This window comes from Mycetohabitans sp. B46 (genome assembly GCF_037389205.1).
In the GTDB taxonomy this organism is placed as follows: Bacteria; Pseudomonadota; Gammaproteobacteria; order Burkholderiales; family Burkholderiaceae; genus Mycetohabitans.
Genome location: NZ_JADBGL010000006.1, coordinates 198,496 through 222,308 on the forward strand (window position 1 = coordinate 198,496; position 23,813 = coordinate 222,308).

19 protein-coding genes and 2 pseudogenes are annotated in these 23,813 nt (G+C 60.8%); 9 read left to right on the forward strand and 12 right to left on the reverse strand.

Annotated elements, in window-relative coordinates:
* The first annotated feature begins 168 nt into the window (after nucleotides 1-168).
* Complete coding sequence (locus IHE30_RS08870) at nucleotides 169-804, forward strand: GNAT family N-acetyltransferase (RefSeq protein WP_337690037.1); 636 nt, start codon at nucleotides 169-171, stop codon at nucleotides 802-804.
* Nucleotides 805-1,042: 238 nt separating this feature from the next.
* Here the strand turns inward: IHE30_RS08870 and IHE30_RS08875 are convergent, their stop codons facing one another.
* Entirely contained in the window at nucleotides 1,043-3,313 is a 2,271-nt protein-coding gene (locus IHE30_RS08875; RefSeq protein WP_337689950.1) for an NADP-dependent malic enzyme, read from the reverse strand.
* A 220-nt stretch (nucleotides 3,314-3,533) separates the two neighbouring features.
* Between IHE30_RS08875 and IHE30_RS08880 the strand changes: the two genes are divergently transcribed.
* The 3 genes from IHE30_RS08880 to argC all read left to right on the forward strand — a co-directional run bounded on the left by IHE30_RS08880 (nucleotide 3,534) and on the right by argC (nucleotide 6,153).
* A complete protein-coding gene (locus tag IHE30_RS08880; protein WP_337689951.1) occupies nucleotides 3,534-4,220 on the forward strand; it encodes an orotate phosphoribosyltransferase in 687 nt (228 codons plus the stop codon).
* A gap of 319 nt (nucleotides 4,221-4,539) precedes the next feature.
* On the forward strand, nucleotides 4,540-5,112 hold the full coding sequence (locus IHE30_RS08885; RefSeq protein ID WP_337689952.1) for a YbhB/YbcL family Raf kinase inhibitor-like protein: 573 nt from the start codon (nucleotides 4,540-4,542) through the stop codon (nucleotides 5,110-5,112).
* 90 nt (nucleotides 5,113-5,202) lie between these two features.
* Nucleotides 5,203-6,153, forward strand: a complete 951-nt coding sequence (gene argC / locus IHE30_RS08890) for an N-acetyl-gamma-glutamyl-phosphate reductase (RefSeq protein ID WP_337689953.1) — start codon at nucleotides 5,203-5,205, stop codon at nucleotides 6,151-6,153.
* A gap of 235 nt (nucleotides 6,154-6,388) precedes the next feature.
* Here argC and IHE30_RS08895 read toward each other — a convergent pair.
* From IHE30_RS08895 to ku, 6 genes and pseudogenes are all read right to left on the reverse strand, one after another.
* Nucleotides 6,389-6,616: pseudogene (locus IHE30_RS08895) on the reverse strand (LysE family translocator); the annotation flags it as partial.
* Nucleotides 6,617-6,859: 243 nt separating this feature from the next.
* Nucleotides 6,860-7,381: pseudogene (locus IHE30_RS08900) on the reverse strand (redoxin domain-containing protein); the annotation flags it as partial.
* Nucleotides 7,382-7,827: 446 nt separating this feature from the next.
* On the reverse strand, nucleotides 7,828-10,239 hold the full coding sequence (locus tag IHE30_RS08905) for a fimbria/pilus outer membrane usher protein (RefSeq protein WP_337689954.1): 2,412 nt from the start codon (nucleotides 10,237-10,239) through the stop codon (nucleotides 7,828-7,830).
* Nucleotides 10,240-10,299: 60 nt separating this feature from the next.
* Nucleotides 10,300-11,019: a fimbria/pilus chaperone family protein gene (locus IHE30_RS08910; protein ID WP_337689955.1), complete on the reverse strand. Its 720-nt coding sequence runs from the start codon at nucleotides 11,017-11,019 to the stop codon at nucleotides 10,300-10,302.
* A gap of 37 nt (nucleotides 11,020-11,056) precedes the next feature.
* Complete coding sequence (locus IHE30_RS08915) at nucleotides 11,057-11,776, reverse strand: DUF1120 domain-containing protein (protein WP_337689956.1); 720 nt, start codon at nucleotides 11,774-11,776, stop codon at nucleotides 11,057-11,059.
* A gap of 167 nt (nucleotides 11,777-11,943) precedes the next feature.
* Nucleotides 11,944-12,894 (reverse strand): non-homologous end joining protein Ku, encoded by a 951-nt coding sequence (gene ku, locus IHE30_RS08920; RefSeq protein ID WP_337689957.1) that lies wholly within the window; start codon nucleotides 12,892-12,894, stop codon nucleotides 11,944-11,946.
* Nucleotides 12,895-13,199: 305 nt separating this feature from the next.
* On the opposite strand from ku, the gene IHE30_RS08925 reads away from it, so the two are divergent.
* Nucleotides 13,200-13,964 (forward strand): DUF4397 domain-containing protein, encoded by a 765-nt coding sequence (locus IHE30_RS08925; RefSeq protein ID WP_337689958.1) that lies wholly within the window; start codon nucleotides 13,200-13,202, stop codon nucleotides 13,962-13,964.
* Nucleotides 13,965-14,401: 437 nt separating this feature from the next.
* Here the strand turns inward: IHE30_RS08925 and IHE30_RS08930 are convergent, their stop codons facing one another.
* Nucleotides 14,402-14,704, reverse strand: a complete 303-nt coding sequence (locus tag IHE30_RS08930; protein ID WP_337689959.1) for a DUF2795 domain-containing protein — start codon at nucleotides 14,702-14,704, stop codon at nucleotides 14,402-14,404.
* Between the two features lie 304 nt (nucleotides 14,705-15,008).
* On the opposite strand from IHE30_RS08930, the gene IHE30_RS08935 reads away from it, so the two are divergent.
* The 4 genes from IHE30_RS08935 to IHE30_RS08950 are packed head-to-tail and all read left to right on the forward strand — an operon-like array spanning nucleotide 15,009 to nucleotide 18,986.
* A complete protein-coding gene (locus tag IHE30_RS08935; protein ID WP_337689960.1) occupies nucleotides 15,009-16,340 on the forward strand; it encodes a glycosyltransferase family 4 protein in 1,332 nt (443 codons plus the stop codon).
* Nucleotides 16,340-17,401 carry a UDP-glucuronic acid decarboxylase family protein gene (locus tag IHE30_RS08940; protein WP_337689961.1) on the forward strand — a complete coding sequence of 354 codons (1,062 nt, stop codon included), beginning with the start codon at nucleotides 16,340-16,342 and terminating at the stop codon, nucleotides 17,399-17,401. Before IHE30_RS08935 ends, IHE30_RS08940 begins: the two co-directional genes overlap by 1 nt.
* Nucleotides 17,398-18,090, forward strand: a complete 693-nt coding sequence (locus IHE30_RS08945) for a PIG-L deacetylase family protein (protein WP_337689962.1) — start codon at nucleotides 17,398-17,400, stop codon at nucleotides 18,088-18,090. The genes IHE30_RS08940 and IHE30_RS08945 overlap by 4 nt, the downstream gene beginning before the upstream one ends.
* Nucleotides 18,091-18,098: 8 nt before the next feature.
* Entirely contained in the window at nucleotides 18,099-18,986 is an 888-nt protein-coding gene (locus IHE30_RS08950; protein ID WP_337689964.1) for a glycosyltransferase family 2 protein, read from the forward strand.
* Nucleotides 18,987-19,002: 16 nt separating this feature from the next.
* On the opposite strand, the gene IHE30_RS08955 is transcribed toward IHE30_RS08950, so the two are convergent.
* Genes IHE30_RS08955 through IHE30_RS08970 form a run of 4 tightly spaced genes read right to left on the reverse strand, consistent with a single transcriptional unit; the run spans nucleotide 19,003 to nucleotide 23,813 of the window.
* Nucleotides 19,003-19,953, reverse strand: coding sequence for a glycosyltransferase (locus tag IHE30_RS08955; protein ID WP_337689966.1), 951 nt, complete (start codon nucleotides 19,951-19,953; stop codon nucleotides 19,003-19,005).
* Nucleotides 19,943-21,058, reverse strand: a complete 1,116-nt coding sequence (locus tag IHE30_RS08960; protein ID WP_337689968.1) for a glycosyltransferase family 9 protein — start codon at nucleotides 21,056-21,058, stop codon at nucleotides 19,943-19,945. The genes IHE30_RS08955 and IHE30_RS08960 overlap by 11 nt, the downstream gene beginning before the upstream one ends.
* Nucleotides 21,055-22,062: a glycosyltransferase family 2 protein gene (locus IHE30_RS08965; RefSeq protein WP_337689969.1), complete on the reverse strand. Its 1,008-nt coding sequence runs from the start codon at nucleotides 22,060-22,062 to the stop codon at nucleotides 21,055-21,057. The genes IHE30_RS08960 and IHE30_RS08965 overlap by 4 nt, the downstream gene beginning before the upstream one ends.
* Nucleotides 22,059-23,813, reverse strand: coding sequence for a carbamoyltransferase family protein (locus IHE30_RS08970; protein WP_337689970.1), 1,755 nt, complete (start codon nucleotides 23,811-23,813; stop codon nucleotides 22,059-22,061). The genes IHE30_RS08965 and IHE30_RS08970 overlap by 4 nt, the downstream gene beginning before the upstream one ends.

The following is a 23,813-nucleotide window of genomic DNA, read 5'->3' on the forward strand; positions in this document are numbered from 1 at the left end:
ATTTAGAATATTAATTCAAGCTCAACCTAGGGTTTTCCCGAAGAAAACGAGGGATTTCCTGTAGAATGCATATTGCACTGCATCAGAAGCTGATGCGAGAAGGGCAGGCGGTAAGCCCGCTGCCCGCAGGAGAACCCGATGAAAGCGTTGAATCCGGCCCCTGGTCCGATGACGGTGCATGATCCGCGCAGCGCGCCACTGAAAGCGGCGCTTGTGCGTGAATTGTCGTCATGCGATCGCGTCCAGTTGCACGCCCACTTCCTGTCGCTGAACGACGACGACCGGCTGCTACGATTTGGGCAAAAGGTTCCCGATCATGTGGTCAAACACTACGTCGACGGCATCGACTTTTCCCGCGATACAGTATTCGGCGTCTTTGACGACAACCTCGAGTTGGTCGGTGTTGGTCATCTGGCCTATCTGCCTGGCGACGGCGACAAGCGTACCGCGGAGTTCGGCGTATCGGTGCTTAAGCGCGCCCGCGGCCGTGGCATCGGCACGCAACTGTTCGAGCGCGCCGCGATGCGTGGCCGGAATACCCGCGTGACGACGCTGTATATGCATTGCCTGTCACGCAATTCGACGATGATGCACATCGCGAAGAAGGCCGGCATGAAAATCGAATACGCGTACGGGGAAGCCGACGCATACCTAACGCTGCCGCCAGCGGACCCCTCCAGCATCATGGCCGAACTGCTGCAGGAGCAAGCTGCGATGTTCGACTACGCGATGAAGCGCCAGGTGCGACGTGCGTCTCAGCTATTCGATGTCTTCCGCGCGATACCTGCCGGGCTAGCCGCTTGATACGCCGTTGATACCCTGTTGATACCCCTTTGGCGCGCCCGTCGCGCGCCGTACCGAGCGTGCGAGGCTGGAGCCTTCGCGGCCTGCCTACCCCAACCCATCGGGCTCTCGCAAACGTTCCCGGACCGCACCCGCACCACCCGGCGAGGCTTGATTTCGGGTCTCGCCCAGTGGGTGGGTGAAGCATAGCCTTTGAGTGGTGCCCGGCAACGCGGCTGCGCCGCGCAGACGGGCGCACTTAACCAACGCGTGCGTTGGCCGATGCTACCGCAGTCATATTGATGATGCGGCGCACGGTGGATGCCGGCGTCAAGATGTGCACGGCCTTCGCCGCGCCGAGCAGGAACGGCCCGACCGTCACGCCCTCCCCGCCGATCATCTTCAGCAGGTTGTACGTGATGTTGGCTGCTTCGACGTTCGGCATGATCAGTAGATTCGCCTCACCGCTGAGCGTGGTGCCGGGCATCGCCTGCTTGCGGATCACCTCGGACAGCGCCGCATCGCCGTGCATTTCGCCATCGACTTCCAGATGCGCGGCACGCTCGGCAATCAGCGCACGGGCTTGGGCCATGCGCTGCGAGGAAGCCGTCGGCACGCTGCCAAAGTTCGAGTTCGACAGCAATGCGATCTTCGGCACGATGCCGAATTTCTCGACCTCGCGCGCCGCCAAGATCGCCATGTCGGCAAGCTGCTCCGCGCTCGGCACTTCGTTCACGTAGGTATCGCAAATGAACAGATTGCGGCCGGGCAACATCAGCAGGTTCATTGCCGCATAGTGCTGCGCGTCGCTGGCGCGGCCCAGCACCTGATCAATGTACTTCAGATGACTATGGAACGATTCGATCAGGCCGCATACCATGCCGTCGGCATCGCCGAGCCGCACCAGCATAGCGCCGATCAATGTGTTCGACTTGCGCATCGCGGCCTTGGCCACTTCGGGCGTCACGCCCATGCGCGCTCCAAGCTCGTGATAGTCCTGCCAGCACCGGTGATAGCGCGGATCGTCTTCCGGATCGACGATTTCGAAGTCTTGGCCAGCGCGCAGCTTCGAGCCCATCTTCTTCAAACGCATCTCGACCACGGCCGGACGTCCGACGATGATCGGCCTGGCGATGCGCTCGGTCAGCACGAATTGCGCGGCGCGCAGCACGCGCTCGTCCTCGCCCTCGGCGAACACGATCCGTGCGTTGGACGACTTGGCTGCGGCGAATACGGGCCGCATCACCATGCCGGTGCGGTACACCGTCGTAGCAAGCTGCTCCCGATAGGCTTGCATATCGGCGATCGGCCGCGTCGCGACGCATGAATCCATCGCCGCCTGCGCGACAGCCGGTGCAATTTTGATGATCAATCGCGGATCGAAAGGCTTCGGGATCAGGTACTCAGGACCGAATTCGAGCGTGTGGCCCTCGTACGCCTTGGCCACCTCGTCGCCCTGGTCGCTCTCCTCGGCCAACTCCGCAATCGCGCGTACGCAGGCGAGTTTCATCTCTTCGGTGATCGTAGTGGCCCCCACGTCGAGCGCGCCGCGGAAGATGAACGGGAAACACAGGACGTTATTAACCTGATTCGGATAGTCGGAGCGGCCTGTGGCGATAATGCAATCGGGCCGGACCTTCTTAGCCTCCTCCGGCCGGATCTCCGGCTCCGGATTAGCCAGCGCCAGAATCAATGGCTTGGCGGCCATCTCCCGGACCATTTCCGGTTTCAGCACGCCGGCGCTCGAGCAGCCGAGGAACACATCGGCGCCTTGGATCGCGTCAGCTAGCGTGCGTGCATCGGTGTGCGCCGCATAGCGTTGCTTGGACGGATCGAGATGGCCGCGTCCCTCATAGATCACGCCCTTGGAGTCGGCCACGAGAATATTGTCCTTGTTCAGGCCGAGCTTGACCAGCAGGTCCAGGCATGCAATCGCCGCCGCGCCCGCGCCCGAGGCGACCAGCTTTACCTCGGCGAGGTGCTTGCCGACGACCTTCAGGCCGTTCAGGATCGCCGCCGACGCAATGATCGCCGTGCCATGCTGATCGTCGTGAAACACTGGGATCTTCATCCGCTCGCGCAGTTTTTGCTCGATGTAGAAGCACTCCGGCGCCTTGATATCTTCCAGATTGATGCCGCCCAGGGTCGGCTCGAGCATCGCGATCGCCTCGACCAGCTTGTCCGGATCCGATTCCGCAAGCTCGATGTCGAACACGTCGATACCGGCAAATTTCTTGAACAAGCAGCCCTTGCCCTCCATCACTGGCTTAGCAGCCAACGGCCCGATGTTGCCAAGCCCCAATACCGCCGTGCCGTTCGTGACAACGCCGACCAAATTGCCACGCGACGTGTACTTTTGCGCGTCGAGCGGCTCGGCATGGATCGCCTCGCATGCGGCCGCGACGCCTGGAGAGTAGGCGAGCGACAGATCGAGCTGGTTCGACAGCGGCTTGGTCGGGGTGACCGAGATCTTGCCGGGCTTTGGATTCTGGTGATAGGCCAGAGCGCTTTGCTTCAGTTGTTCGTCCATGGTGCGACGTGTATGTAGATGGAAATTGGATAGGGAGGGGGCGATAAGTGTACACCCCATGAACTGCCGTCCGACAATGCGAGTACGGAGGATAACCCCACGGCGCGCACCATGACCCCGGGCGCGGTCGGCCAGCATGGCGCTCGACTGAGGTACAATAGCGGGCTACGCGTGTCGCGCAGTCCCGCCCGACCCACCCCCAATTCCAAGGATTTTCCCGATGATAGGCATCGATCGCCAAACGATCTCCGACACCACCGCTAAGATTCTGCTCGAGGTCCAGGCCGTCCACTTCAACGCCGAAAAGCCGTATATCTTCACGTCTGGATGGGCAAGCCCGGTCTATATCGATTGCCGGAAGCTCATTTCCTATCCTCGCGTGCGCAACGCGCTGATGGACATGGCCGAATCGACCATTTATGCCGGCGTCGGATTCGAGCAAGTCGACTCGGTGGCGGGCGGCGAAACTGCCGGCATCCCGTTCGCCGCATGGATTGCCGACCGCATGAGCCTGCCGATGCAATACGTTCGCAAAAAGCCAAAGGGTTTCGGCCGTAATGCGCAGATCGAGGGATTTTTGCAAGAAGGTTCGCGGGTGCTGCTGGTCGAGGACCTGACAACCGATAGCCGCAGCAAGGTCAATTTCATCAATGCATTGCGCACCGCCGGCGCGAGCGTCGAGCACTGCTTCGTGCTGTTCCACTACAATATCTTCAAAGAAAGCGTATCAGTGCTCAAGGATGTCGGCGTTGATCTGCACGCGCTGGCGACCTGGTGGGACGTGCTGCGCGTGGCCAAGGATAAAGGGTACTTCGACACGAAAACGCTGGATGAAGTCGAGAAGTTCTTGAATGCACCCGCTCAATGGTCGGCCGCGCATGGCGGCGCGACGTCCGCGCCGCAATAGCGCAACCCATCGGGGCCGATGCCCGATGCGACAAAGCCGAGCCGCCCGGGAGGGCGGCTTTGTCGCATCTGGAAGGCCTTCGGCCGTGGTCGCCGACGCCGCGGCTACCTTGCAAACGGGCCCGGATGATAGACTGCCTGCGTGTTTGCCGGCGCTGCGCCGGTCCCGCTCTGGCCGACCGGCACCGAACGCGCTGTGCCTGACTGTTCGTTACAACAACGTTGTGTCAAGGACAGGAGGTCTCTGGCCCATGCGTGCGCGTCGCCAGCAGCATCGAGCATCCCGTCGTTCGCCTATTCGCGTGTGGCAGACCTTGCCCATGGCCGGGTGGCTGCTGGTCGCCCAGCCTCTCGCCCAGGCAGACCATGCGCCGGTCAGCACCATGCCGACGTTGGTGAGCGGCGTGAGCCGCCCGTTCGAGTTGTACAGCGCGGCGTTGCGCCCCAATCAGGCCGTGCCGCACGAGCAAATCCACAACAAGGGCGGCTGCCGCGGATCCAACCATTCCCCAGACCTGTCGTGGCGTAACGCGCCGCCCGGCACCCGGGGCTTTGCAGTGACACTCTTCGATCCTGATGCACCGGGTCGCGGCTGGTGGCACTGGGCCGTCGCCGGCATTCCAGCTAACGTCCACCGATTGCCGGCCAATGCCAGCGGATCGGGCTTTTTAAAGTCAATCGGCGCCATCGAGGCCCGCAACGACTTCGGCGATGATGGCTATGGCGGCCCGTGTCCGCCGGCCGGCAGAGCGCACCGCTATATCGTCACCGTGTGGGCGCTGCGCACCCAGGACCTGCGGCTGGCCAGCGGGCGTCCTGCCGCGATGTTCGAGCACGAAATCTCGGTGGCTGCCCTTGCCGCCGCGCGGATCATCGTGACCTGTACCCGATAACAGCATTTTTTTCGCAGCCGCCACGAATCTGTCCCGCCCGGGGCCTTAAAATACTTGTTTAACGGTATCGGAGCACAAGGCGGGCGCGCAATGACAACCAAAGTTTTTGTCGACGGGCAGGACGGCACGACGGGGCTGAAGATCAATGAATACCTCGCGGCACGGCGCGACATCGAGGTATTGCGTATCGACGAGGCAAAGCGAAAGGATCCTGACGAGCGGCGCCGGCTGATCAATGCCTCCGACGTCACGTTCCTGTGCCTGCCGGATACTGCATCGCGCGAGTCCGTGTCGCTGATCGATAGCGACCGCGTGGTAATCATCGACGCCAGCACGGCATTCCGCACGCAACCGGACTGGGCGTACGGGTTGCCCGAGCTGAACTGCGCGCAGCGAGACAAAATCCGCGCGAGCAAGCGCATTGCGGTGCCCGGATGCCATGCGTCGGCGTTTGTGCTGGCCATGCATCCGCTGGTCGCCGCCGGTATCGTGCCGGCTGACTTCGTCTCGACAGCTTATTCGATTACCGGATACAGTGGTGGCGGCAAGAAATTGATCGCGGCCTACGAGGACAACCCGGCTCCCGCGTTGTCGAGTCCACGCCCCTACGCACTTGGGCTGGCACACAAACACCTACCGGAAATGACGGTCCATTCTGGGCTGACGGTGATGCCGGCGTTCACGCCGATCGTCGGCGCGTTCTACAAGGGGCTCGCCGTCACGACCTATCTCCCCCCAACGCAATTGGCACGGCGGGTGACGCCGGCCGACATTCATGCCGTGCTGACCGACCATTATGCCGGCGAAGTGTTTATTCGGGTCATGCCACTGGATGCGCCGGAGAACCTGGATGATGGCTTTTTCGATGTGCAAGCCAATAACGGCACCAATCGCGTCGACCTGTTCGTCTTCGGTAACGAAGAGCGCATCATGACGATCGCGCGGCTCGACAATCTCGGCAAGGGCGCATCCGGCGCAGCCGTGCAGTGCATGAACCTCGCCATCGGCGCAGACGAGGGGATCGGATTAACGGCAAGATAAAAAAAGCCCGCCGTCTGGCGGGCTGAATCCATATCAGAGGAGACATGGAGGAGACGGCTCCACTATAGCAAGTGGTTTGGTGCATTGCAACATACTTCTGCCCGTAACCGGGTTGCTTGCGTAGTGTTGCAACGATACAACTTCCCTACGCCGCGCCAATTCATTCCTTTCTAAGCGGCGCCAGCCTACCTATCGCTAAGGGCAGTGGCCCATACTTCACGTACTAAACCGGCGCTTAATGCCGCACCAGCGCCATCAGCGTGCCAAAGCCGACGAATGCGCCGCCGGTGAGCCGATTGAACGCCTTCGCCATGCTACGGCTGCGAAGGCGTTCTCCGTTCCGCGAGCCGCATCCGGCATAGACCCCGTACCAACCAACCTCGATGAGCGCGAACGTCGGCACCAGCATGCTGAACTGCGGCCACGTCGGCGCAGCGGCGTTAATGAACTGCCGATACAACGAACACGGTTGCAACGAAGAGCCACCACGTATGGAGCGTCACAGCGTTCTTTTATCAGGGTCAAGTAATACGAGGACAAAAAAAGCCCGCCAATGCGGCGGGCTAAATCCATATCGGAGGAGACATGGAGGAGACATGGAGGAGACATGGAGGAGACGGATCTAAGTATAAACCCTGATCCTCCCGAAACGCAAACCCCCCTGTGCACATCTGCAACGGTCCGGATGAGAGGCTGCCCGCCTGGGTTACTTCGGCTGCGCGACAATGTGCAGGTACGGCTTGAGCATCTATAAAGCCTTCCGAATACTTTTTCTTCGCTTCTTCGTCGGGTACCGACGTCGGGATGATCACATCGTCGTCCGGCTTCCAGTTTACCGGCGGCGTCACGGAATGCTTCGCGTTCAGTTGCAACGCATCGAGCAAGCGCAGTATTTCGTCAAAGTTACGTCCCGCGCTCATTGGATAAGTGAACATGGCCTTGATTTTTTTGTCTGGACCGGTGATGAACACCGCGCGCACGGTCGCATTGTCGTTCGCATTGCGCGGTCCAGCGCTTGCATTGGGGTGAATCATGTCGTACAACTTCGCAATACTCAGGTTTTTATCGCCGATCAATGGATAGTTGATCGGATAGTCTTGTGTCTCGGCGATGTCCCCACCCAACGCTTGTGGTCACTGACCGGATCGATCGACAGGCCAATCACCTTCATGCTGCGCTTATCGGATTCGGGTTTCAGCCGCGCGACGTAGCCCAGCTCGGTCGTGCAGCCAACCGCGCAACCGCTGCGAAAATCTGCGTCAACTAGTGCATACGAACTGCAATGATAGGGAGAGTAGCGTGCTCGCCCAACAACGTTCATCAGCGCGCATTGTCAACCTTGTCTGCTTAGCCGTTCGGGCCGCTGTGCACTCAACCTTCAGCGCAGCTTGCCGGCACCCGTGCTAGACAGTTATCCACTCATGGCGTTGGATAACGTCTGGATAGCCGGATGCACAGCCGTTGCGTGAAATCTGGATAACTCATTGGCAACGCAGGGTCGCAAACGCGTTATCCCACTTTGACCCGCGCTATTTCCTGATCCCGCATAGCGTTATCAAAACGGTATCATATTGATCTATTAAAGTGTTTTTGTAGTTATCCACAGTATGACGCGGTCATTGTTAACTACTATTACAGATATATATAGATAAATAAAAAACTGAAGACAGATTGCTACCGATCCGGCTGAACTCGGATACAGCGTGATGGCACACGCTCGAATGTACGCCTAGGATCCGGCTTATCGGGTAACGTATAGGTGAGTTGGCAATATCCGCCATCCGCGAGTCGGACGGTCAAGAGCTCATCTGGCGTCACAAGCGGCAGGAACACCTGCTGATCGTCTAATACGGTAGCGACCATATTGTCCGCGCGATCCAGCACGGGGGTGCCGCGCAGGATCGTCGAGCCGCCCTCTGTGGATACCTCTAGCAGCACACGGCGTACCGTCGTCACGTTGAATTGAACCTTTTGCACTGAACCTCGTGCGGGCTGCACAGCCCTGTAGCCATTTTCCACGTCGGCGTTACGCGGCAGGCTACGCGTTGCAATCTCGACGGGCGAGGCCACGTATGCGGGCAGCGATGGCAATATCGCGTGGCCAGTGCGATCCGTCTCGACCACACCCGCACGCGTGAGAATCGTCACGCCGGGCACGCCAGATGTCGATACAACGCCGAACGTATCGCCGATCCGGTAAGGCGAAAATCCGAATCCGTCACGGTACACCGCCAATGCGCCGCTCAATGCCGCTGAGTAGGATAATGCCCGTGACGAACGCAACACACCGGCCGACATGCGTGCAAAACGGTTGCTATGGCTCACGTCCACGTCGACCGACGTGTCGCCGCGCGCATGGTCGCGTTGAAATGACCCGCTATAGTGCGTTCTGCTGCCCAGTGAATGGTTCATCCGCATGCCGCTCCGGAGCACCGAATCTGTCAGCGACGCGTGTGCGCGTGCGCCAGTGCGACCCAGTGGAGCACTGACGCTCAGGTATGTCGAAGTGCGTGCCTTGCCAAAACGGGACGAATCGCATCGGGCTACAAGCCCGACCGACACGCCGGCCACCTGTATTGAGATCGCGCCGTTCACGTAGCGCCCTGTCATACTGCCAGCAGCAAATGACTGTCCGTATCCAAGGCCGACCGATCCATAGGGTGCCGCATAGTTCAACTGGACCGAATAGTCCATCGCACTGCATCGCCTGCTGTTCGCTCTCGAATCAAAGAGATGGCGAAAGCCCATACTCCGAGCGCCCGCGGATACACTGGCGGAAAAGTCGCGGCCCAGGTGGCTGCTCACGCGTATGCTGGCGCGAATGCCGGAAGTGGATGCCGGTGCATGCCGTGAGGCGAGCAGTCGTGTCGCAAGCATTGGGCCACGCCGTGGCAAGATAGTCAGCGCTGCTCCCGCAGCCTGGTAATGCTGTGCCACGATCGCAGCGACTGCCGCGCTGGTGGCCGGACCCAGCCAGCCAGCGCCTGTCAGCACGGCCCCGGGAAACGTTGCCGTACGGCCGTTGAAATTGCCCAGCGCCAACGAAAATCCTGGTGCATCGACCGCGGCGCCCGTGCCGAGCGACGTAACGGGCACGACGAACTCGCGCCGAGATCCGTCCTCCTCAATGACCGTCACGGTCAAGTCGGACATATCGCTGTACAATTCCACGTCGTCTATCGCAAATGGACCGGGTGGCACGACCGTCGAATAAATCTGACGACCGGCTTGCCGGATCACGACGCTTGCCTGCGAAGAAGCCATGCCTTCCACACGCGGTGCACGCAGTCGCGTGCGAAGCAATGCGGTGTCTGGTGTGAGCTGTGCGCCATTGAGCGGGATGCCACCGATTACCCCGTTTGACACTAGGATCTGGCCAATTTGCAGCGTCTTTTGCATATCCGGTAACGTTCGTTGCGCATACGCTCTGTCGTGGAACACGTATCGGCGGCGCCGCGATTCGTGTAGCGACTGATGCGATCTCACGATCCAGCCATAGGCATTGAAGCCGCCTTCCGAGCGCACGTTGAAGTGGCGGCTTGTCCCCGCCGGGTGACGCCACTGAGACAGATAAGCATCGTAATTGAGCAGGCCTGCGACACCGCCGCCATCGAACTGTTTCGGCACGCGCGTTCTGCGACGAACCGCCTGCGGCGGCACCACCAACTCGATGCGGGATGCAGGCGGAATCAGTTTTATCAAAGTCTGCGGAAACGCAGCTTGATAATCGACGCACGGTGATGAATGGGACGCCCCATAGCTAGAACTCGCGTCGGCCGTGCTCGCCAATTTCTCAGGAACGTTCAAGCGGGCGCGCTCGAGCAACTCACGGGTCACGCACAGGCTGCCATCCGGCTTAAAATACGCCTGGATTTCCCCTCGTGACGCGCCGTTTACCCAAAGCGATACGCGGTTGTAACCGGGATCGAAGCGGGCGCCACGTTCATAGTAGCTCGCAAGCTCCACCGGCAGACCGCGAGCGCGCAGCCGATCGAGGTCAAATTTGATTTCAGTACCGGTGGCCCACGCAGCGGTGCTCGCGCTCGTGATGCCGACACACAGCAATACAGCGGGGACGCATCGCACACCTGGCCAAGCGTACCCTATGGCGGTGTTGCGGCGCTGCACGATGGGTCCCGCCCAGGCTCAGTGCGAAGCCGCCACTTGCAGATCATATGCGCTGGCTGTATAGCCGTAGCGCGTCATCGGGAATAAACGGATCGTCTTGGCGCTGGCTTGCCTCGCTTCCCCGACCCGGACCTGTTCGCCGGGCAGGATATAGCGACGGGATAACGTAACCGTGGTCTTTTGCGGCAGAATCTGGGCACGCTGCTCCAGTCGTATGACATAGTCAGACGGGTTCGATAAAGTTAGCACGCCGTCCCGGACCTGTGCCCTCAATCGTTTCCACGGTTCCTTGTCCACGGGCAAGGCTGCCGGCTTGACAATGACCGGAAGGTCTTGCCGCACGATCAAATCGACCGCATTATGGCTGGATAGTTCGGGTGGCAGCCCCTCGAATATGACCCGTTTCATCCGTTCGCATTTTAGTGGCTCCTTGTTGATCAACATGAAGCGAACCAACTGGGACTCACCTGGCTCAAGCCTGGCCGCCAAAGGCGTGGCCACGATTAGCCTGTCAGGGTCCTCTTTTGTATCGATGATGGCGGTGTGCAAGATAATCGGATGAGCATCGGCGTTGCGCACTTTGATTGCCGCCTCGCCGCTGTTTTCGTCGATCAGGACAGCGGAGGTTTCCGGCACGACACCGACTGCGGCGGCATCATGCGGCCCCATTCCGAGATAGGCACAGACAAGCGCCTGGATTGCGCATACTGCTGCGCGCCAATACTTCAATACGTTCAATTTGAAATTCCGTCTAGACAACACTGCTTGATGCCAGTTAATACGTTAGCGTAATGGTAGATTTTCCTTCAAAATCGATAGTATCGGTGAGATTCAACTGACCGGTCGGTATAATGTAAGGCATGATTTTCAGTGTCGCATCAAAACGCATACCATTGACAGGGCTAATCCCATCCGAGGACCATGTCAACTCATCGTATGGGCCGTTAAGGAGTGGAGAGTCGCCCGTACCGTTATCGAACGCTTCCCACCCTTCCATCCCCTTTTTTCTCCCCAAAGGTTCCGCATCCCCTCCTCCCCGTTCGTCTGCGTATCTCATATCATGCAACTCAATGGCGTATACGCCAATCGGTTTGCCATTGGAAGCGAGCACACCTCTTAAAGAACCAAGCCTTTCACTTAGCGTTGCCGTTGCCTTGTCGAGCAGCATACCGCTTGTCATGAACGGATTGGTCACACCGATATCATCGCTCGATCGGATCACTATCGACGTAGGCGCAGTGCATTGGATACCAATTTTGACATCGTGCGACTCTAACTGCGTTACCATGTTTCTCTCCAGATGAAGTGAATCCAAGGTCCCGAGGTTGACTCGCGAAGGGGCCAGTTCAGCTATTTCACATGCGCCGGGGTTGATCTTTCCAGTTATAATAATCTGTTTTTCTTGATGCCCCTGTTTTTCTGGATTGGCGAATATTTCGGAAGAACTGCTAAACAACAAAACCAAAAATATAGCGTGCGCGATCGGTGATCTCATAAATACTGTGCGATTAAATGCGTTGCTTACGCGGGTGGCGTTGGCGGACCGGAATTATAGTGACCAACGCCCATCAATTGTGTCACAAAATACGAGATGATCCGTTGTGAGACGAAGCACTGCGTTATGATCTTCGTCCACAACAAGACAAAACACTTTTACGCCTATCACGCGGCGCGGCGCTTGCCCGGAGAAGTTTTTTTGGATGCTGCCGCAGTTTTTGCTCCGCCCTTGCCCGCTTTCGTGGCGGGCACCTTGCGGGCTGTCGCTTTTTTCCGCTTATCGGTACCGGCCGTATTCTCGTCGATGCTCGGTCCCTCTTTGCGCTGCCCGAGGCTACGCCGCAACAGCTCGGACAAATCAACCACATTGGCGGTCCGCCTTTTTGCCGAGGTCCCGATACTTGGGATTTTTCGCGTCTTGTCCATTCGGAGTTTCTTGTCGACCAACGCTAGAATGTCGTCCTGGAACGTATCGCGGTAGTCCTCGGGCTTCCATTCCCCGCTCATGTCATCAATGAGCTTCTTGGCCATCTCCAATTCACGAGCCGTGACGCCGGCCTTCTTCGCGTCGACCTCCGGCAGCGGGAGTTCGGCCAGCGCTCGTAGTTCATCCTTCCAGCGCAATGTGTCCAGCGCGAGCAACGGACCCACCGGAATCAGTGCGCCAAGGTATTGGCGGCCATGCATGACGACCAACGCGATACCGATTTTGCTGGTCGCTTTCAACGCGTCGCGGAGCAACGCGTAGACCTTTTCGCCCTTTCGATCTGGCACGAGATAGTACGGCGTATCAACGTACAGAAACGACACGGCCTTGGAATCGACAAAGGTCAAGATATCAACCGTCTGCGTTGAATTTGGATTGGCTGCGCGGATCTCCTCGTCAGTCAATACCACATAGCGCTCTTTGTCGTACTCGTAGCCGCGCACGATATCCTCGCGCGGCACCTCCTTTCCTGTGCGCTTGTTGACCTGCCGATAACCGATCGGATCCATCGAATGTTTGTCCAGCATCCGGAACGATGGCTTCACCGTCCGGGTGGCCGGATACAGTTGCACCGGGACATGCACGAGGCCAAAACTGATCGCGCCTTTCCAGATCATTCGTGACGCCATGAAGCCTCCTTCGTGTGGTCCTGCGGCGCACGCGCGCCGTATTGTCGGCTCTATCGCCGCTTGCTGTAGCGTTCCGGCTATGCAAGCTCCGTACCAGCCGGGCCGGACACGTGGCCCTACATTGTCCGGGAACAGCGCTTGCTTATCCGAAACGCCTTCGGTATGTCCGTTGCGCAATACGATGAGGCCATTGTTGAAATATCAGACCAAAGCCCTATACAGATGCGACGTTAAGCGCAACACCGTTGCCATAACGGAATTCAGCATTTGTTCGCTTTGCTCTACTGATAACTAAGAGGGATGTCATGAAATCAATCCGTATCGTTGCGACCTTGACCCTGGCCACGCTGATGTTGGGCGCGTGTGGTGGGGGAGGAAAGGACCTCGGCACCGAGCTTGGGCTGAGTTCTCCACAGGCCAGGTTCATCAATGCCGTTCCGATTGGCCCGAATCTGGATTACTACTTAAACGGGCAAGCGAACGCGACCGACGTGCAGTACAAGGGCGTCACGCGTTATCGCGATGTCGGCGCAGGCACCCAGACCGCCACTTACAATGCAACCGGCACGTCTTTGACGCTGGCCTCACAGGCATTCCACGCAGCCAAAGGACACCATTACACGACGATTGCAATCCAGGGTTCGCCATCCGCAGCCTCCGTGATCGACGATCCGTATGACAAGGGCTTGCTCTCGGACAAGGCACGCGTACGGGGGTTCAATGCGTCGTTTAACGCGCCGAACGTGGACATCTACGTTGTGGCGCCCGGTACCGACATCTCCAGCGTGACGCCCACGGTATCCGCCATCGCCTATCAGCACGCGGTACCCGAATCCGGTCAAGATTCGGTGTACCTATCTGGCGGCACGTACCAGGTCATCGTCACCCATGCCGGTAAAAAGACGCCGATTCTGACGAGCGCGCCGGTCAGCTTGGCTAACAACGCCGATTGGCTGATCTTGACGATCCCGTCGGGCGGCATCGGCGACGTCGTGCCGGGCAACATCCATGTCCTGGTCGCTCAGGGCAACGAAGCCGATACGTCCGCCCGGGAACTGACGCCTCAATAAAGGAGGTGTCGCGCGTGGCGATACGCTTGCCCGACAACGGTCATTCACACTAGCATCGACGGGCAAGCTGCCAACGCGCTGCGGCCAGTCGCTGGCGAGGCCGCTTTTCTGCTGTTCTCAATGGACAGCATCGGCTGCGGGATGCTCGCCATCTTCCATCTTTGCGGGCAGCGCCATCTATGCCCATGCCGAGGCCTGAGTGATCGCGCAAGAGGGCTGGTCAAGCATCTAACCGGTGCACCGCTGTTTTACGATCATTGCGCTGTGTGGCCGCCGGCATCGCATCGAACTTTGTCTCGATCAATCCGGTTCGCGCGCTGTGGCGGGCCGCCGTCCGCAATGGCGTCGGTACAGTTCCGGTGCTGGCGCGGGGGTAACGTCGGCGCAGTTCCGATGCTAACGCTGGTGACGCTATGGCCTCGCGCGACACGCTCGGATCACATCAGTTTTCCGACTTCCTTGGATACCGAAGCCGGGGTGCTGTATTCCCGCTCTGGGATACGCTTGAGCATCTCCAGCACGCTGTCGTCGGCATGCGAGCGTTGCGCGCATTGAATCACGTCGTCCTTGCTGGCCGGGTAGTCCATGCCCTTGAGCGCCTTCTGGATATCCACCGGACTTGGCGCCTTGCCATGCCCGCTCTGGTGACCACCCTTATCATGGTCTTGCTGGACGCGGTCACCTTCATGTGCCCGCGCATGGCTCAATTCATGACCGGTGTGAGGATGACGGGAAGTCATAACGATCTCCTTTAAAAGCCGATGATGCATAAAGGACACGGCAAGCTTGCACGCGCCGCGTGATCGTCACGCCGCAAACTGCGTTCCCCATAGCACACTCCTACATCGCTGCACCGCCGGCAGTGCGCTGCGGTGATACCCCGATTGTGTCACGCGGTTGTAACTTTTTCGAATCCCGCTGAGGTTTGCCCCGATTCGGCGCGCTGCAATGCGGGTGACAGGGTCAGATCGACGCGCGGGTACATCGCTTGCATAGCGCACCAGAGAAAGGCACCGCTGCCTTCATCAACCGGGAGCAGTCACCATGCAAAAAAAAATCGCCCTGATCAGCGAGCATGCCTCACCGTTGGGTGTGATCGGCGGCGTCGACGCAGGTGGTCAAAACATCTATGTGGCTAACGTGGCCAAGCAATTGGCATGGCGAGGCTGGCACGTTGATGTCTTTACCCGCCGTGACAACCCTCACTTGCCGGAGGTGATGCGCATCGGCCCCAGGATGCAAGTTATCCACGTGCCTGCGGGGCCGCCCAACGATATGCCGAAAGAGGCGCTGTTGCCGTACATGGCGTGCTTTGCCGATTTCCTCGTCGATTATTTTCGGCGGCAACCCGAGCCTTACGACGTAATGCACGCGAACTTCTTCATGTCTGGCAAGGCGGCGCTGCGCGTGAAGCAGCAGCTTGGCGTCCCGCTGGTCACCACTTTCCATGCACTGGGTCGAGTACGCCGGCAGCACCAAGGCATGGCCGATGCGTTTCCAGACGAGCGCTTTGCGATAGAAGATAGGCTGGTGCAGCGCTCGGATCGGGTGATCGCTGAATGCCCGCAAGATCAAATCGACCTGACGACGTTGTATCCGGGTGATCCGCGACGTATCCGGGTCATTCCGTGCGGTTTTGACAGCGATGAATTTCAACCGGTACCGAAGCTCGAGGCCCGAGCGCGACTCGGATGGCGCCCCGATGAGTTCGCCATATTGCAGTTGGGACGGCTGGTGCCGCGCAAAGGCGTGGACAACGTGATTGAAGCGCTCGTTCAGTTGCCGGCGCACCCTGCTCAGCCTACGCGGCTGTATGTGGTCGGGGGCAACGACTATACGCCCGACCCTGAACGCTGCCCCGAATTGGCGCGGCTGATGCGCGTCGCCCAGCAGGCGGGCGTTGCCGAGCGCGTGACGTTCGTTGGCCGACGCGACCGGGATGTGCTGCAACTGTTCTACAGTGCGGCCGATGTCTTCGTGACCACGCCATGGTACGAGCCTTTCGGCATCACCCCAGTGGAAGCGATGGCCTGTGCCACGCCGGTGATCGGCAGCAATGTCGGTGGCATTCGCAGCACCGTCGTGGATGGCGTAACGGGCTACTTGGTGCCGCCGCGCGAACCTGCAGCGCTGGCCCGCAGACTGGCGGCGCTGCGCAGCGACCCACAACATGCGGTGGCGATGGGCCTGGCGGGCCGCCAGCGCGTGCGGCGCGACTATACGTGGGATAGCGTCGCCGCGCAATTGGCTCAAGTCTATGACGAGTTGCGCGACACAGCACAGCGGCCCACACGCGCGGGTACCTCGCTCGGTGGCGGCCGGCGCTCGCCCATCATGCCAGTGGCCGCCATCCCGAACCAGAAGGAGAATGGGTAATGAAAGAATATGGCCGCAAGCGGATTCTGGTCACCGGCGGCGCCGGCTTTCTTGGCTCACATTTGTGCGAGCGCTTGGTCATGGCCGGCCACGATGTGCTATGCGTGGACAACTTTTATACCGGCACCAAAGACAACATTGCTCATCTGCTCGATGCGCCGAATTTTGAGATGATGCGTCACGACGTGACGTTCCCGTTGTACGTCGAGATCGACGAAATCTATAACCTCGCGTGTCCTGCGTCTCCGGTCCACTATCAGCAGGACCCGGTCCAAACCACCAAGACCAGCGTACACGGTGCGATCAATCTGCTCGGACTGGCCAAGCGCGTGAAGGCGCGTATCCTGCAAGCGTCGACCAGCGAGGTCTATGGCGACCCGTCGATGCATCCGCAGCGTGAGCAGTATTGGGGCAATGTCAATCCGATCGGGGTACGTTCGTGCTATGACGAAGGCAAACGGTGCGCCGAGACCCTGTTCGCTGATTACTATCGGCAGCATCGCGTCGATATCCGCATCGCGCGGATCTTCAACACGTATGGCCCCCGCATGCATCCGGCCGACGGACGCGTGGTGTCGAATTTCATCACCCAAGCGCTGGCCGGCAAAGCGCTGACCGTCTACGGCGATGGGACCCAGACCCGCTCATTTTGCTACGTGGACGATTTGGTCGACGGCTTAATCCGCTTGATGGAGGCACCGAGCCCGTTCGCGGAGCCGGTCAATCTGGGCAACGCCGCCGAAGTGACGATCGGCGAAATCGCCCGCGAGGTCATCCGCGTGACCGGGGCCCGCGTGCCAGTCCAATACGCGCCACTCCCGGCGGATGACCCGCGGCAACGTTGCCCGGACCTGACGCTCGCCGCCCGGCGCCTCGGCTGGGCGCCGACCACGACGCTGGCGGATGGACTCACACGCACTGTTCGCTATTTCGTCCAACGTGCCGCACCGCGCGTTCATCGGCCGCACGGCAGCGCGCCTGCCGAGGCAGGCTGCGCAATATCCGCCGCGCAGGCACATTGCGCGCAGGCCGACGAACCGGCGCAGCAGGCACGAGCATGACTGAGCGCTGGCTGGTTATTTCGCCGCATCTGGACGATGCGGTGTTTGGATGCGGCCGGCTGCTTGCCCAGGCACCCGGCTCGATTGTCGCGACCGTCTTCGCCGGCATACCGCCCCGCGCCATGCCGACGCCGCCATGGGATCGCGACGCGGGCTTCGAGTCTGCGCATGAAGCCATGCAGGCTCGTCGCGCGGAGGACCGACACGCGCTGTCGATTCTTCGCGCCGAACCTCATTGGCTAGATTTTCTGGATGATCAGTACGAGTGCGCCGTACCTGACGAGGCGTTGCTCGGCGCGCTTCGCTCGCTACTGGATGCGCATGCGCAGATGAATGTGCTGGCGCCAGCTGGCTTGTTTCACCGTGACCATCTCCGGGTACAGCACGCAATGCTGGCGCTGCTTAACGAGCAGCCTACCACCCGACGCTGGTTCTTTTACGAGGAGGCACTGTATCGGCGCAAGGAGGGCCTGATGGAGCAACGGTTGGCTCACTGGAAGGCGCAAGGTTGGATAGCGCAACCGGTGGCGCTGGTGCACGAGGACGCACCCGACGGCAGTGCGCTCGCGAAAGCCCAGGCCGTGCAAGCGTACCGGAGCCAGATTGCGTTGTTTAGGCCCGATACGCTGCTCGACCTCGAGCGTGCCGAGGGCTACTGGCGGTTGCAGCGTGTTCCTGCGGCATCGTGAGCGCGTCGATGGCCAACCCGCACCCCGAGGACCGCATCACGGTCATCGTGCTCACGTACCGGCGCCGCAACGAGTTGGCCCGGACGCTGACCCACCTGACTGCGCTACCTGAGCGCGTGTCGATCATCGTAGTTGACAATGATTCGCGTGACGGCACCGCGCAATGGGTCGCGCAGCGCTTCGCGCATGTCACGCTGATCCAGGCACCGGGCAATCTTGGCGCCGCTGGCCGTAATCTCGGGGCGGCTGCCGCGCGTACCCGCTACATTGCCTTTTGCGACGATGACACGTGGTGGGAGCCGGGCTCGCTATCGCTAGCTGCCGATCTACTGGACGCCTATCCCCAAGTCGGTTCCCTGACCGCGCGCGTGCTAGTGGGCCCGCAGCGTCGTGAAGATCCAGTGTGCGAGCTGATGCGCACCAGTCCGATCGCACCGCCTTGCGCCCTTCCCGGCCCACCGATCCTGGGCCTGCTTGCGGGGGCTACCGCTTTTCGCACCGACGCGTTCCTGGCGGCCGGTGGATACCATCCACGCTTGTTCATTGGTGGTGAAGAAGCGGTGTTGGCACTCGATTTGGCCAGTGCCGGATGGTCACTCGTGTACGTCCCACAATTGACTGTGTGTCACTATCCATCACCGGTGCGCGATGCGGGCCGGCGACGCAGCCTGCTGGCGCGCAACGCCGTATGGGCCGCCTGGCTGCGTCTTCCGGCCGGCGTCGCGTTGCAGCGCACGTTGCAATTGGCACCGCGCGTATGGCGGGAAGGAGGCGGCGTAACGGGCTGGTGGCAGACGCTGCGCGGGCTCGGATGGGTGCTCAGCGAGCGCTGCGTGATCCCGCCGCACGTCGATCAGATGCGGCGCTGCGTTGAGGCGGCCGCAGCCCGCGGATAGCGGCCGCTCACCCGCCTCACGCGGCAACGTCGCGCAGCGCGCGGTCCCAATCGGCAGCAAAGCGTGCAATGTTGAACCGCTCCTGCGCATCGCGCCGTGCGGCGTCACCCCACTGGCGGGCCAGCGCCGGGTCTTTAAGCAAGCGGTGCATCGCGTCGACCAGTACGGCGGGTCGCGTATCGGCCACGCCGTTGTGGCCACTGCGCACGACCTGCCCCATCTCAGTGGTGGCTAGCGCAACGATCGGTGACCCGAGCATCATCGCCTCGACCACTGCCAGGCCCAGGCTCGTATAGCGGATTGGGTTGAAGAAGAAGCGATAGTCCGCGACGAATCCAGGCAATGCTAGGTTTGGGATTTCGCCGATGCCGCCCAGTTCGGTGGACCCCATCCCGACCAGATCCAATGGCACTGCGTCGCGTACCGCCTCGAATATATCTGCGCCCAAGCGCCGGCCGCGCTTGCGCAGATGATTGACGACCGTCACGCCCTTGGCCAGCGTGCCGCGGTACGCGACGCCGTCCGGCAGCAGCACGCCGTGCTCGATCACGCGCGTGGGTGTCACGCCGTTGTCCCACATCAATGCATTGAACGGTGTGACGTGTACCAACAGGGCATTCGGATCCTGAACCGGATGTAATGTATCGGTCGGATGCTCGCGCGGTGGGTCGTGTTCGATGAAAAGCGTCGGCAATTGCCGCTGTGCTTCGCTAAGTGCGTGCTGCCGGTCTTCGGCATAATGCTGGTGGTGCTGGTACAGCACGCAATCGAACGAAGCCGCGTGCACCTGGTCGTACGGCACCTCATGCATATTGGAGCCCCACGGCAGGTTTCCTCCACAACCGCCATAGCCGGGCGGCGAGCCGGGCTTAGTCACGACATAGAAATCGTGCGGTGTCTGTGACAAGTAATAGAGGTAGTTCCCATGAACGTGCCAGGTCAATACTCGCAAACGTTTACGCGGCATTGTAAGCCTCCGATTCGAGCATTTGCTCGAGTTGATGCGTGACATCCCGTACGTCGATCGCTGTCGCGCACGCGTGCTGGTACGGACAGACATCGAACATGCACGGCCTGCATGACGGATAGTTGGCCAATACACGATGGCATGTCCGATCTAGTGGCGCCCATCGGGCGACATCGCTGCCGCAGGCGATCACCACACTGGGCGTGCGCAACGCCGCTGCAATATGTGACACACCCGTGTCATTGCATACGAGCATCTTGCTTCGTCCGATCAAGGCGGCCATGACGCCGAGTGACGTACGTCCACACAAATTGACACACGGTACATCGAGCCGGTGGGTCAGTTCGTCGGTGAGCGTTGCCTCGGATGCTGTACCGGTCACGACGATGCGTATGCCGCGCCGCGACAACCAGTTGGCCACCGATGCAAACCGCTGTGCCGGCCATCGCCGGGATGGCATCCGTGCGCCGGGATGCAAGACCGCGAACTGTTGTGGCTGCAATTCGTGCTGCTCGCAAAGCGCGCGGCATGTCGCATGGTCGAGCCGAGTGAGTGGAAACTCCAGGTGCTCGCCCCAATCGCCATAGCCGAGTGCCTGCGTCAGCCGCGTATAGCGGACGATCTCAGGGACCGACTCTGGCCAGGGGATGGTCTTGTCGAGCGGGTGCGCCGTGCCGCCCGCTGCCCCGTCGCCGGGCGCCGGCATAAATCCGGCCGTTTGGGCTGCGCCGAGCTGGGCGACGATACGGTTGGTATGCGTGCCGTTACCATGCAACTGGATCACCAGATCGAAACGCCGGGCGCGGCATTGCTCGAGGAACGCCGCGAGGCGCGCCGCATCGGCCGGCTGCTCAGCTAATCCGGGCGCACCCGGAAACGGCAGGAAGTCATCGATGTACTCGGCAAAGCGCTGCGCGAATTGCTCCGCCCACGGCAAGCCGATTAGCGTGATCCTGGCATGGGGCTCGCCACGCCGCAGCGCACGCAGCGCGGGCACAGCACACAGCATGTCGCCCAGCTGCAACGCGCGAAATACCGCTATGCTCGCGTGTCCGGTAGACTCGCGCCTTGCCTCGCCGGCTGGTTTCACTGTATCGGGTGTCATAGGAAAAGCACCTTGAAGTGAAGCGCGCCGCGCAGCCGCCAATACAGCGATACGGGCGGAATCGCAATTGACGTGACGATCATTTCGGCAATATGGGAGGCTGCGCGTGAGGTACCGCGCAACCGCCGCCAGCAAAACCAGAGCGTCACCGCCGCCCAGATACCCAGCGCCACGCTGCCCGCGCCACGCTGGCCGGCGCCAAGCAATACCACGGCCGAGAGCAACGCCGCCACAGCGATGTAGTAATGCCAGGGTGGTATCCGACGGATATGCTGGCGGTACACGCGTCGATGCTTCTTGTAGAGCAACGCATCGAAGAACACTTTGGACTGCTGGCCGATGCTCACGCCCCAATGGGCTGGGCGCACCGGATGCAGGACCCGAGCCTGCGGTGCATTAATAATCGGCCCGGCCTGCTCGCGCAGCACGAACATCAGGTCAGCGTCCTCGCGCCAAGCGCGAGTGAAGCGCTCGTCAAAGCCGCCGACCCGCACGAGCGCGTCGCGGCGCACAAAGCAGTTCGCTGTGGCGAATTCAGCATGCGCCAAGCCGCTAGCGTCGCGCTCGTAATCGGTCGGCGCATCGCTAAGCGGCACTTCGATACGTCCTGCAACCGCGCAGGCGATCGGATCGCGCATCAGCGCATCGCACCCTTCCCGCAGCCACATCGGATCTGCAATCGTATCGTCGTCGGTGAACGCAATGATCGCGCCTTGCGCGCTGCACCAGCCCGCGTTACGCGCACCCGCCGGACCGCGGGTGCGCCAGGCCGGAATGTAGCGCACGCGTGGCCTACCGCCACTGCGTTGCGCGAACGCGTGCACCACGCCTTTTGCGCTGTGACGCGCGCGATCGTCATCCACCACGAGTATCTCGAAGGCGCTGGGATCGAACACCTGGGCACACAGTGCGGCCAGGCACCGTGACAGCAGATCAGGACGTCGATAGGTTGGCACGACCACCGACACCATGATCCGCGATGCCGTGTGCGGGGCATCAGTCATCGGCGTTTCTCCAACAGAAACGGACCGATCACCAGTGCGTCGAGCGGCGAGGTCCAGAAGCACTCTAGCGCGTCGCGTGGCGAGCATACGATCGGCTTGCCGCGCGTGTTGAACGACGTGTTCACCAGCACCGGCACACCGGTCAACCGGTCGAACGCCGTCAGCAGCCTGTGATAGAGCGGGTGCTGGTCCGCGTTCACTGTTTGTACCCGCGCCGTGCCATCGACGTGGCGTACCGCCGGAATGGCCTCTTCCCGGCCGGGTGCTACGTTGCACACGAACAGCATGAATGGGGCACGCAGCCGACCTGGTTTGCGTGCGGTAAACCATTCTTGCGCTTTTTCTTCCAGTACGGCGGGTGCCACGGGACGGAAATCCTCTCGATCCTTGATGCGGTTTAGGCGCTGCTGCATGCCGGGGTCGATCGGCGAAGCCAGGATTGAGCGGGCGCCCAGCGCACGCGGACCAAACTCCATGCGTCCCTGGAACCACCCGATGATCCGGTTGTCGGCCAGTAACGCGGCGGTTTCGGCCGCTACATCGTTTAGCCGTCGGTACGGCAGTTGTGCCTCATCCAGCAAAGCTTGAATGGTTGCCTCGTCGTACGCCGGACCAAGGTATGCGTGATCCATGGCTGTGCCGCCACGCACGCCGCGCTGCTGGAAATCCGTCCACAGCGCCGCGCCCAATGCCGTGCCGGCATCGCCCGCGGCGGGCTGAACCCATACGTCGTCGAAGCACCCGCTGTCCCGGACCTTGGCGTTCATCACGCAATTGAGTGCCACGCCGCCCGCCATGGCGAGCTGCTTCTCACCTGTGGTGTGGGCGAGCCACTCCGCCATGCGCAACACGACTTCTTCCAGCATCGCTTGCAGCGAATGGGCGATGTCATAGTGCCGCTGCTCGAGCGGGCCGCCGCGCTCGCGCGCTGGTCCGAACAGCGAGACGAGGTCGATATGCTCGACTTCGTAGTCGCCATTGCCCACATAGCGTACGAGGCGACGCATCGCGTCCATATATGTCGGTTTGCCGAACGACGCGAGCGCCATCACTTTGTACTCGTCCGACGAGTGCAAAAAGCCGAGATAGCGCGTCACCCGTTCGTAAAGCAATCCCAACGAATTGGGCAAGTTAACCTGCTTGATGCGTTGATACTGGTGTCCGTCGAACACGCCGTAGCTGGTGGTGGCTTTTTCGCCCCGGCCATCCATTGTCAGCACCGCGCAGCGCTGGAACGGCGCAGCCAAGAACGCACTCGCCTCGTGCGACAAATGGTGTTCAACGAAATGCCATTCAAAGGGACCGTCCGGCGTGACGCCGCGCCAGCGCTTCTGCAAATGGTGCGGCACCCCGTCGGCCAGCTGCCTCGGCGCGTTGACGATGTAGGACAGGAACAGCGGATCCCATGGCGATACGTGCCCGCTTGCCTTGCGATGGGCGGACGGGGACAGGGGCAGCGTGAGCACCGGCTCTTGCTGCTGACGATCGAGCTGCAGCCACGGGTCATAAGAATACGCAACGTGGTGCACGTCGCGCAGTACGATGCCTGCTTCCGACAGGCAGTAGTCGATCGCGTGATAGGGCAATTCCCACGTCGAGAAGGGCACCGGCCGCTTGCCATGCTTGATGTGCGTGAAGCGCTCCTCCTCGGCGGCGGCGATGACCACGCCGTCGCGCACCAGGCACGCGGCGCTGTCGTGGAATGCGGCATTAATTCCCAAGGTATAGCGTGGAGTACAAGTGTCTGGCAT

Bases quoted from the DNA above. Each gene is read 5' to 3' on its own strand.
- IHE30_RS08870 (WP_337690037.1), top strand. From the start codon at position 169: ATGACGGTGCATGATCCGCGCAGCGCGCCACTGAAAGCGGCGCTTGTG.
- IHE30_RS08875 (WP_337689950.1), bottom strand. From the start codon at position 3,313: ATGGACGAACAACTGAAGCAAAGCGCTCTGGCCTATCACCAGAATCCA.
- IHE30_RS08880 (WP_337689951.1), top strand. From the start codon at position 3,534: ATGATAGGCATCGATCGCCAAACGATCTCCGACACCACCGCTAAGATT.
- IHE30_RS08885 (WP_337689952.1), top strand. From the start codon at position 4,540: ATGGCCGGGTGGCTGCTGGTCGCCCAGCCTCTCGCCCAGGCAGACCAT.
- argC (WP_337689953.1), top strand. From the start codon at position 5,203: ATGACAACCAAAGTTTTTGTCGACGGGCAGGACGGCACGACGGGGCTG.
- IHE30_RS08915 (WP_337689956.1), bottom strand. From the start codon at position 11,776: ATGAGATCACCGATCGCGCACGCTATATTTTTGGTTTTGTTGTTTAGC.
- ku (WP_337689957.1), bottom strand. From the start codon at position 12,894: ATGGCGTCACGAATGATCTGGAAAGGCGCGATCAGTTTTGGCCTCGTG.
- IHE30_RS08925 (WP_337689958.1), top strand. From the start codon at position 13,200: ATGAAATCAATCCGTATCGTTGCGACCTTGACCCTGGCCACGCTGATG.
- IHE30_RS08930 (WP_337689959.1), bottom strand. From the start codon at position 14,704: ATGACTTCCCGTCATCCTCACACCGGTCATGAATTGAGCCATGCGCGG.
- IHE30_RS08935 (WP_337689960.1), top strand. From the start codon at position 15,009: ATGCAAAAAAAAATCGCCCTGATCAGCGAGCATGCCTCACCGTTGGGT.
- IHE30_RS08940 (WP_337689961.1), top strand. From the start codon at position 16,340: ATGAAAGAATATGGCCGCAAGCGGATTCTGGTCACCGGCGGCGCCGGC.
- IHE30_RS08945 (WP_337689962.1), top strand. From the start codon at position 17,398: ATGACTGAGCGCTGGCTGGTTATTTCGCCGCATCTGGACGATGCGGTG.
- IHE30_RS08950 (WP_337689964.1), top strand. From the start codon at position 18,099: ATGGCCAACCCGCACCCCGAGGACCGCATCACGGTCATCGTGCTCACG.
- IHE30_RS08955 (WP_337689966.1), bottom strand. From the start codon at position 19,953: ATGCCGCGTAAACGTTTGCGAGTATTGACCTGGCACGTTCATGGGAAC.
- IHE30_RS08960 (WP_337689968.1), bottom strand. From the start codon at position 21,058: ATGACACCCGATACAGTGAAACCAGCCGGCGAGGCAAGGCGCGAGTCT.
- IHE30_RS08965 (WP_337689969.1), bottom strand. From the start codon at position 22,062: ATGACTGATGCCCCGCACACGGCATCGCGGATCATGGTGTCGGTGGTC.
- IHE30_RS08970 (WP_337689970.1), bottom strand. From the start codon at position 23,813: ATGCCAGACACTTGTACTCCACGCTATACCTTGGGAATTAATGCCGCA.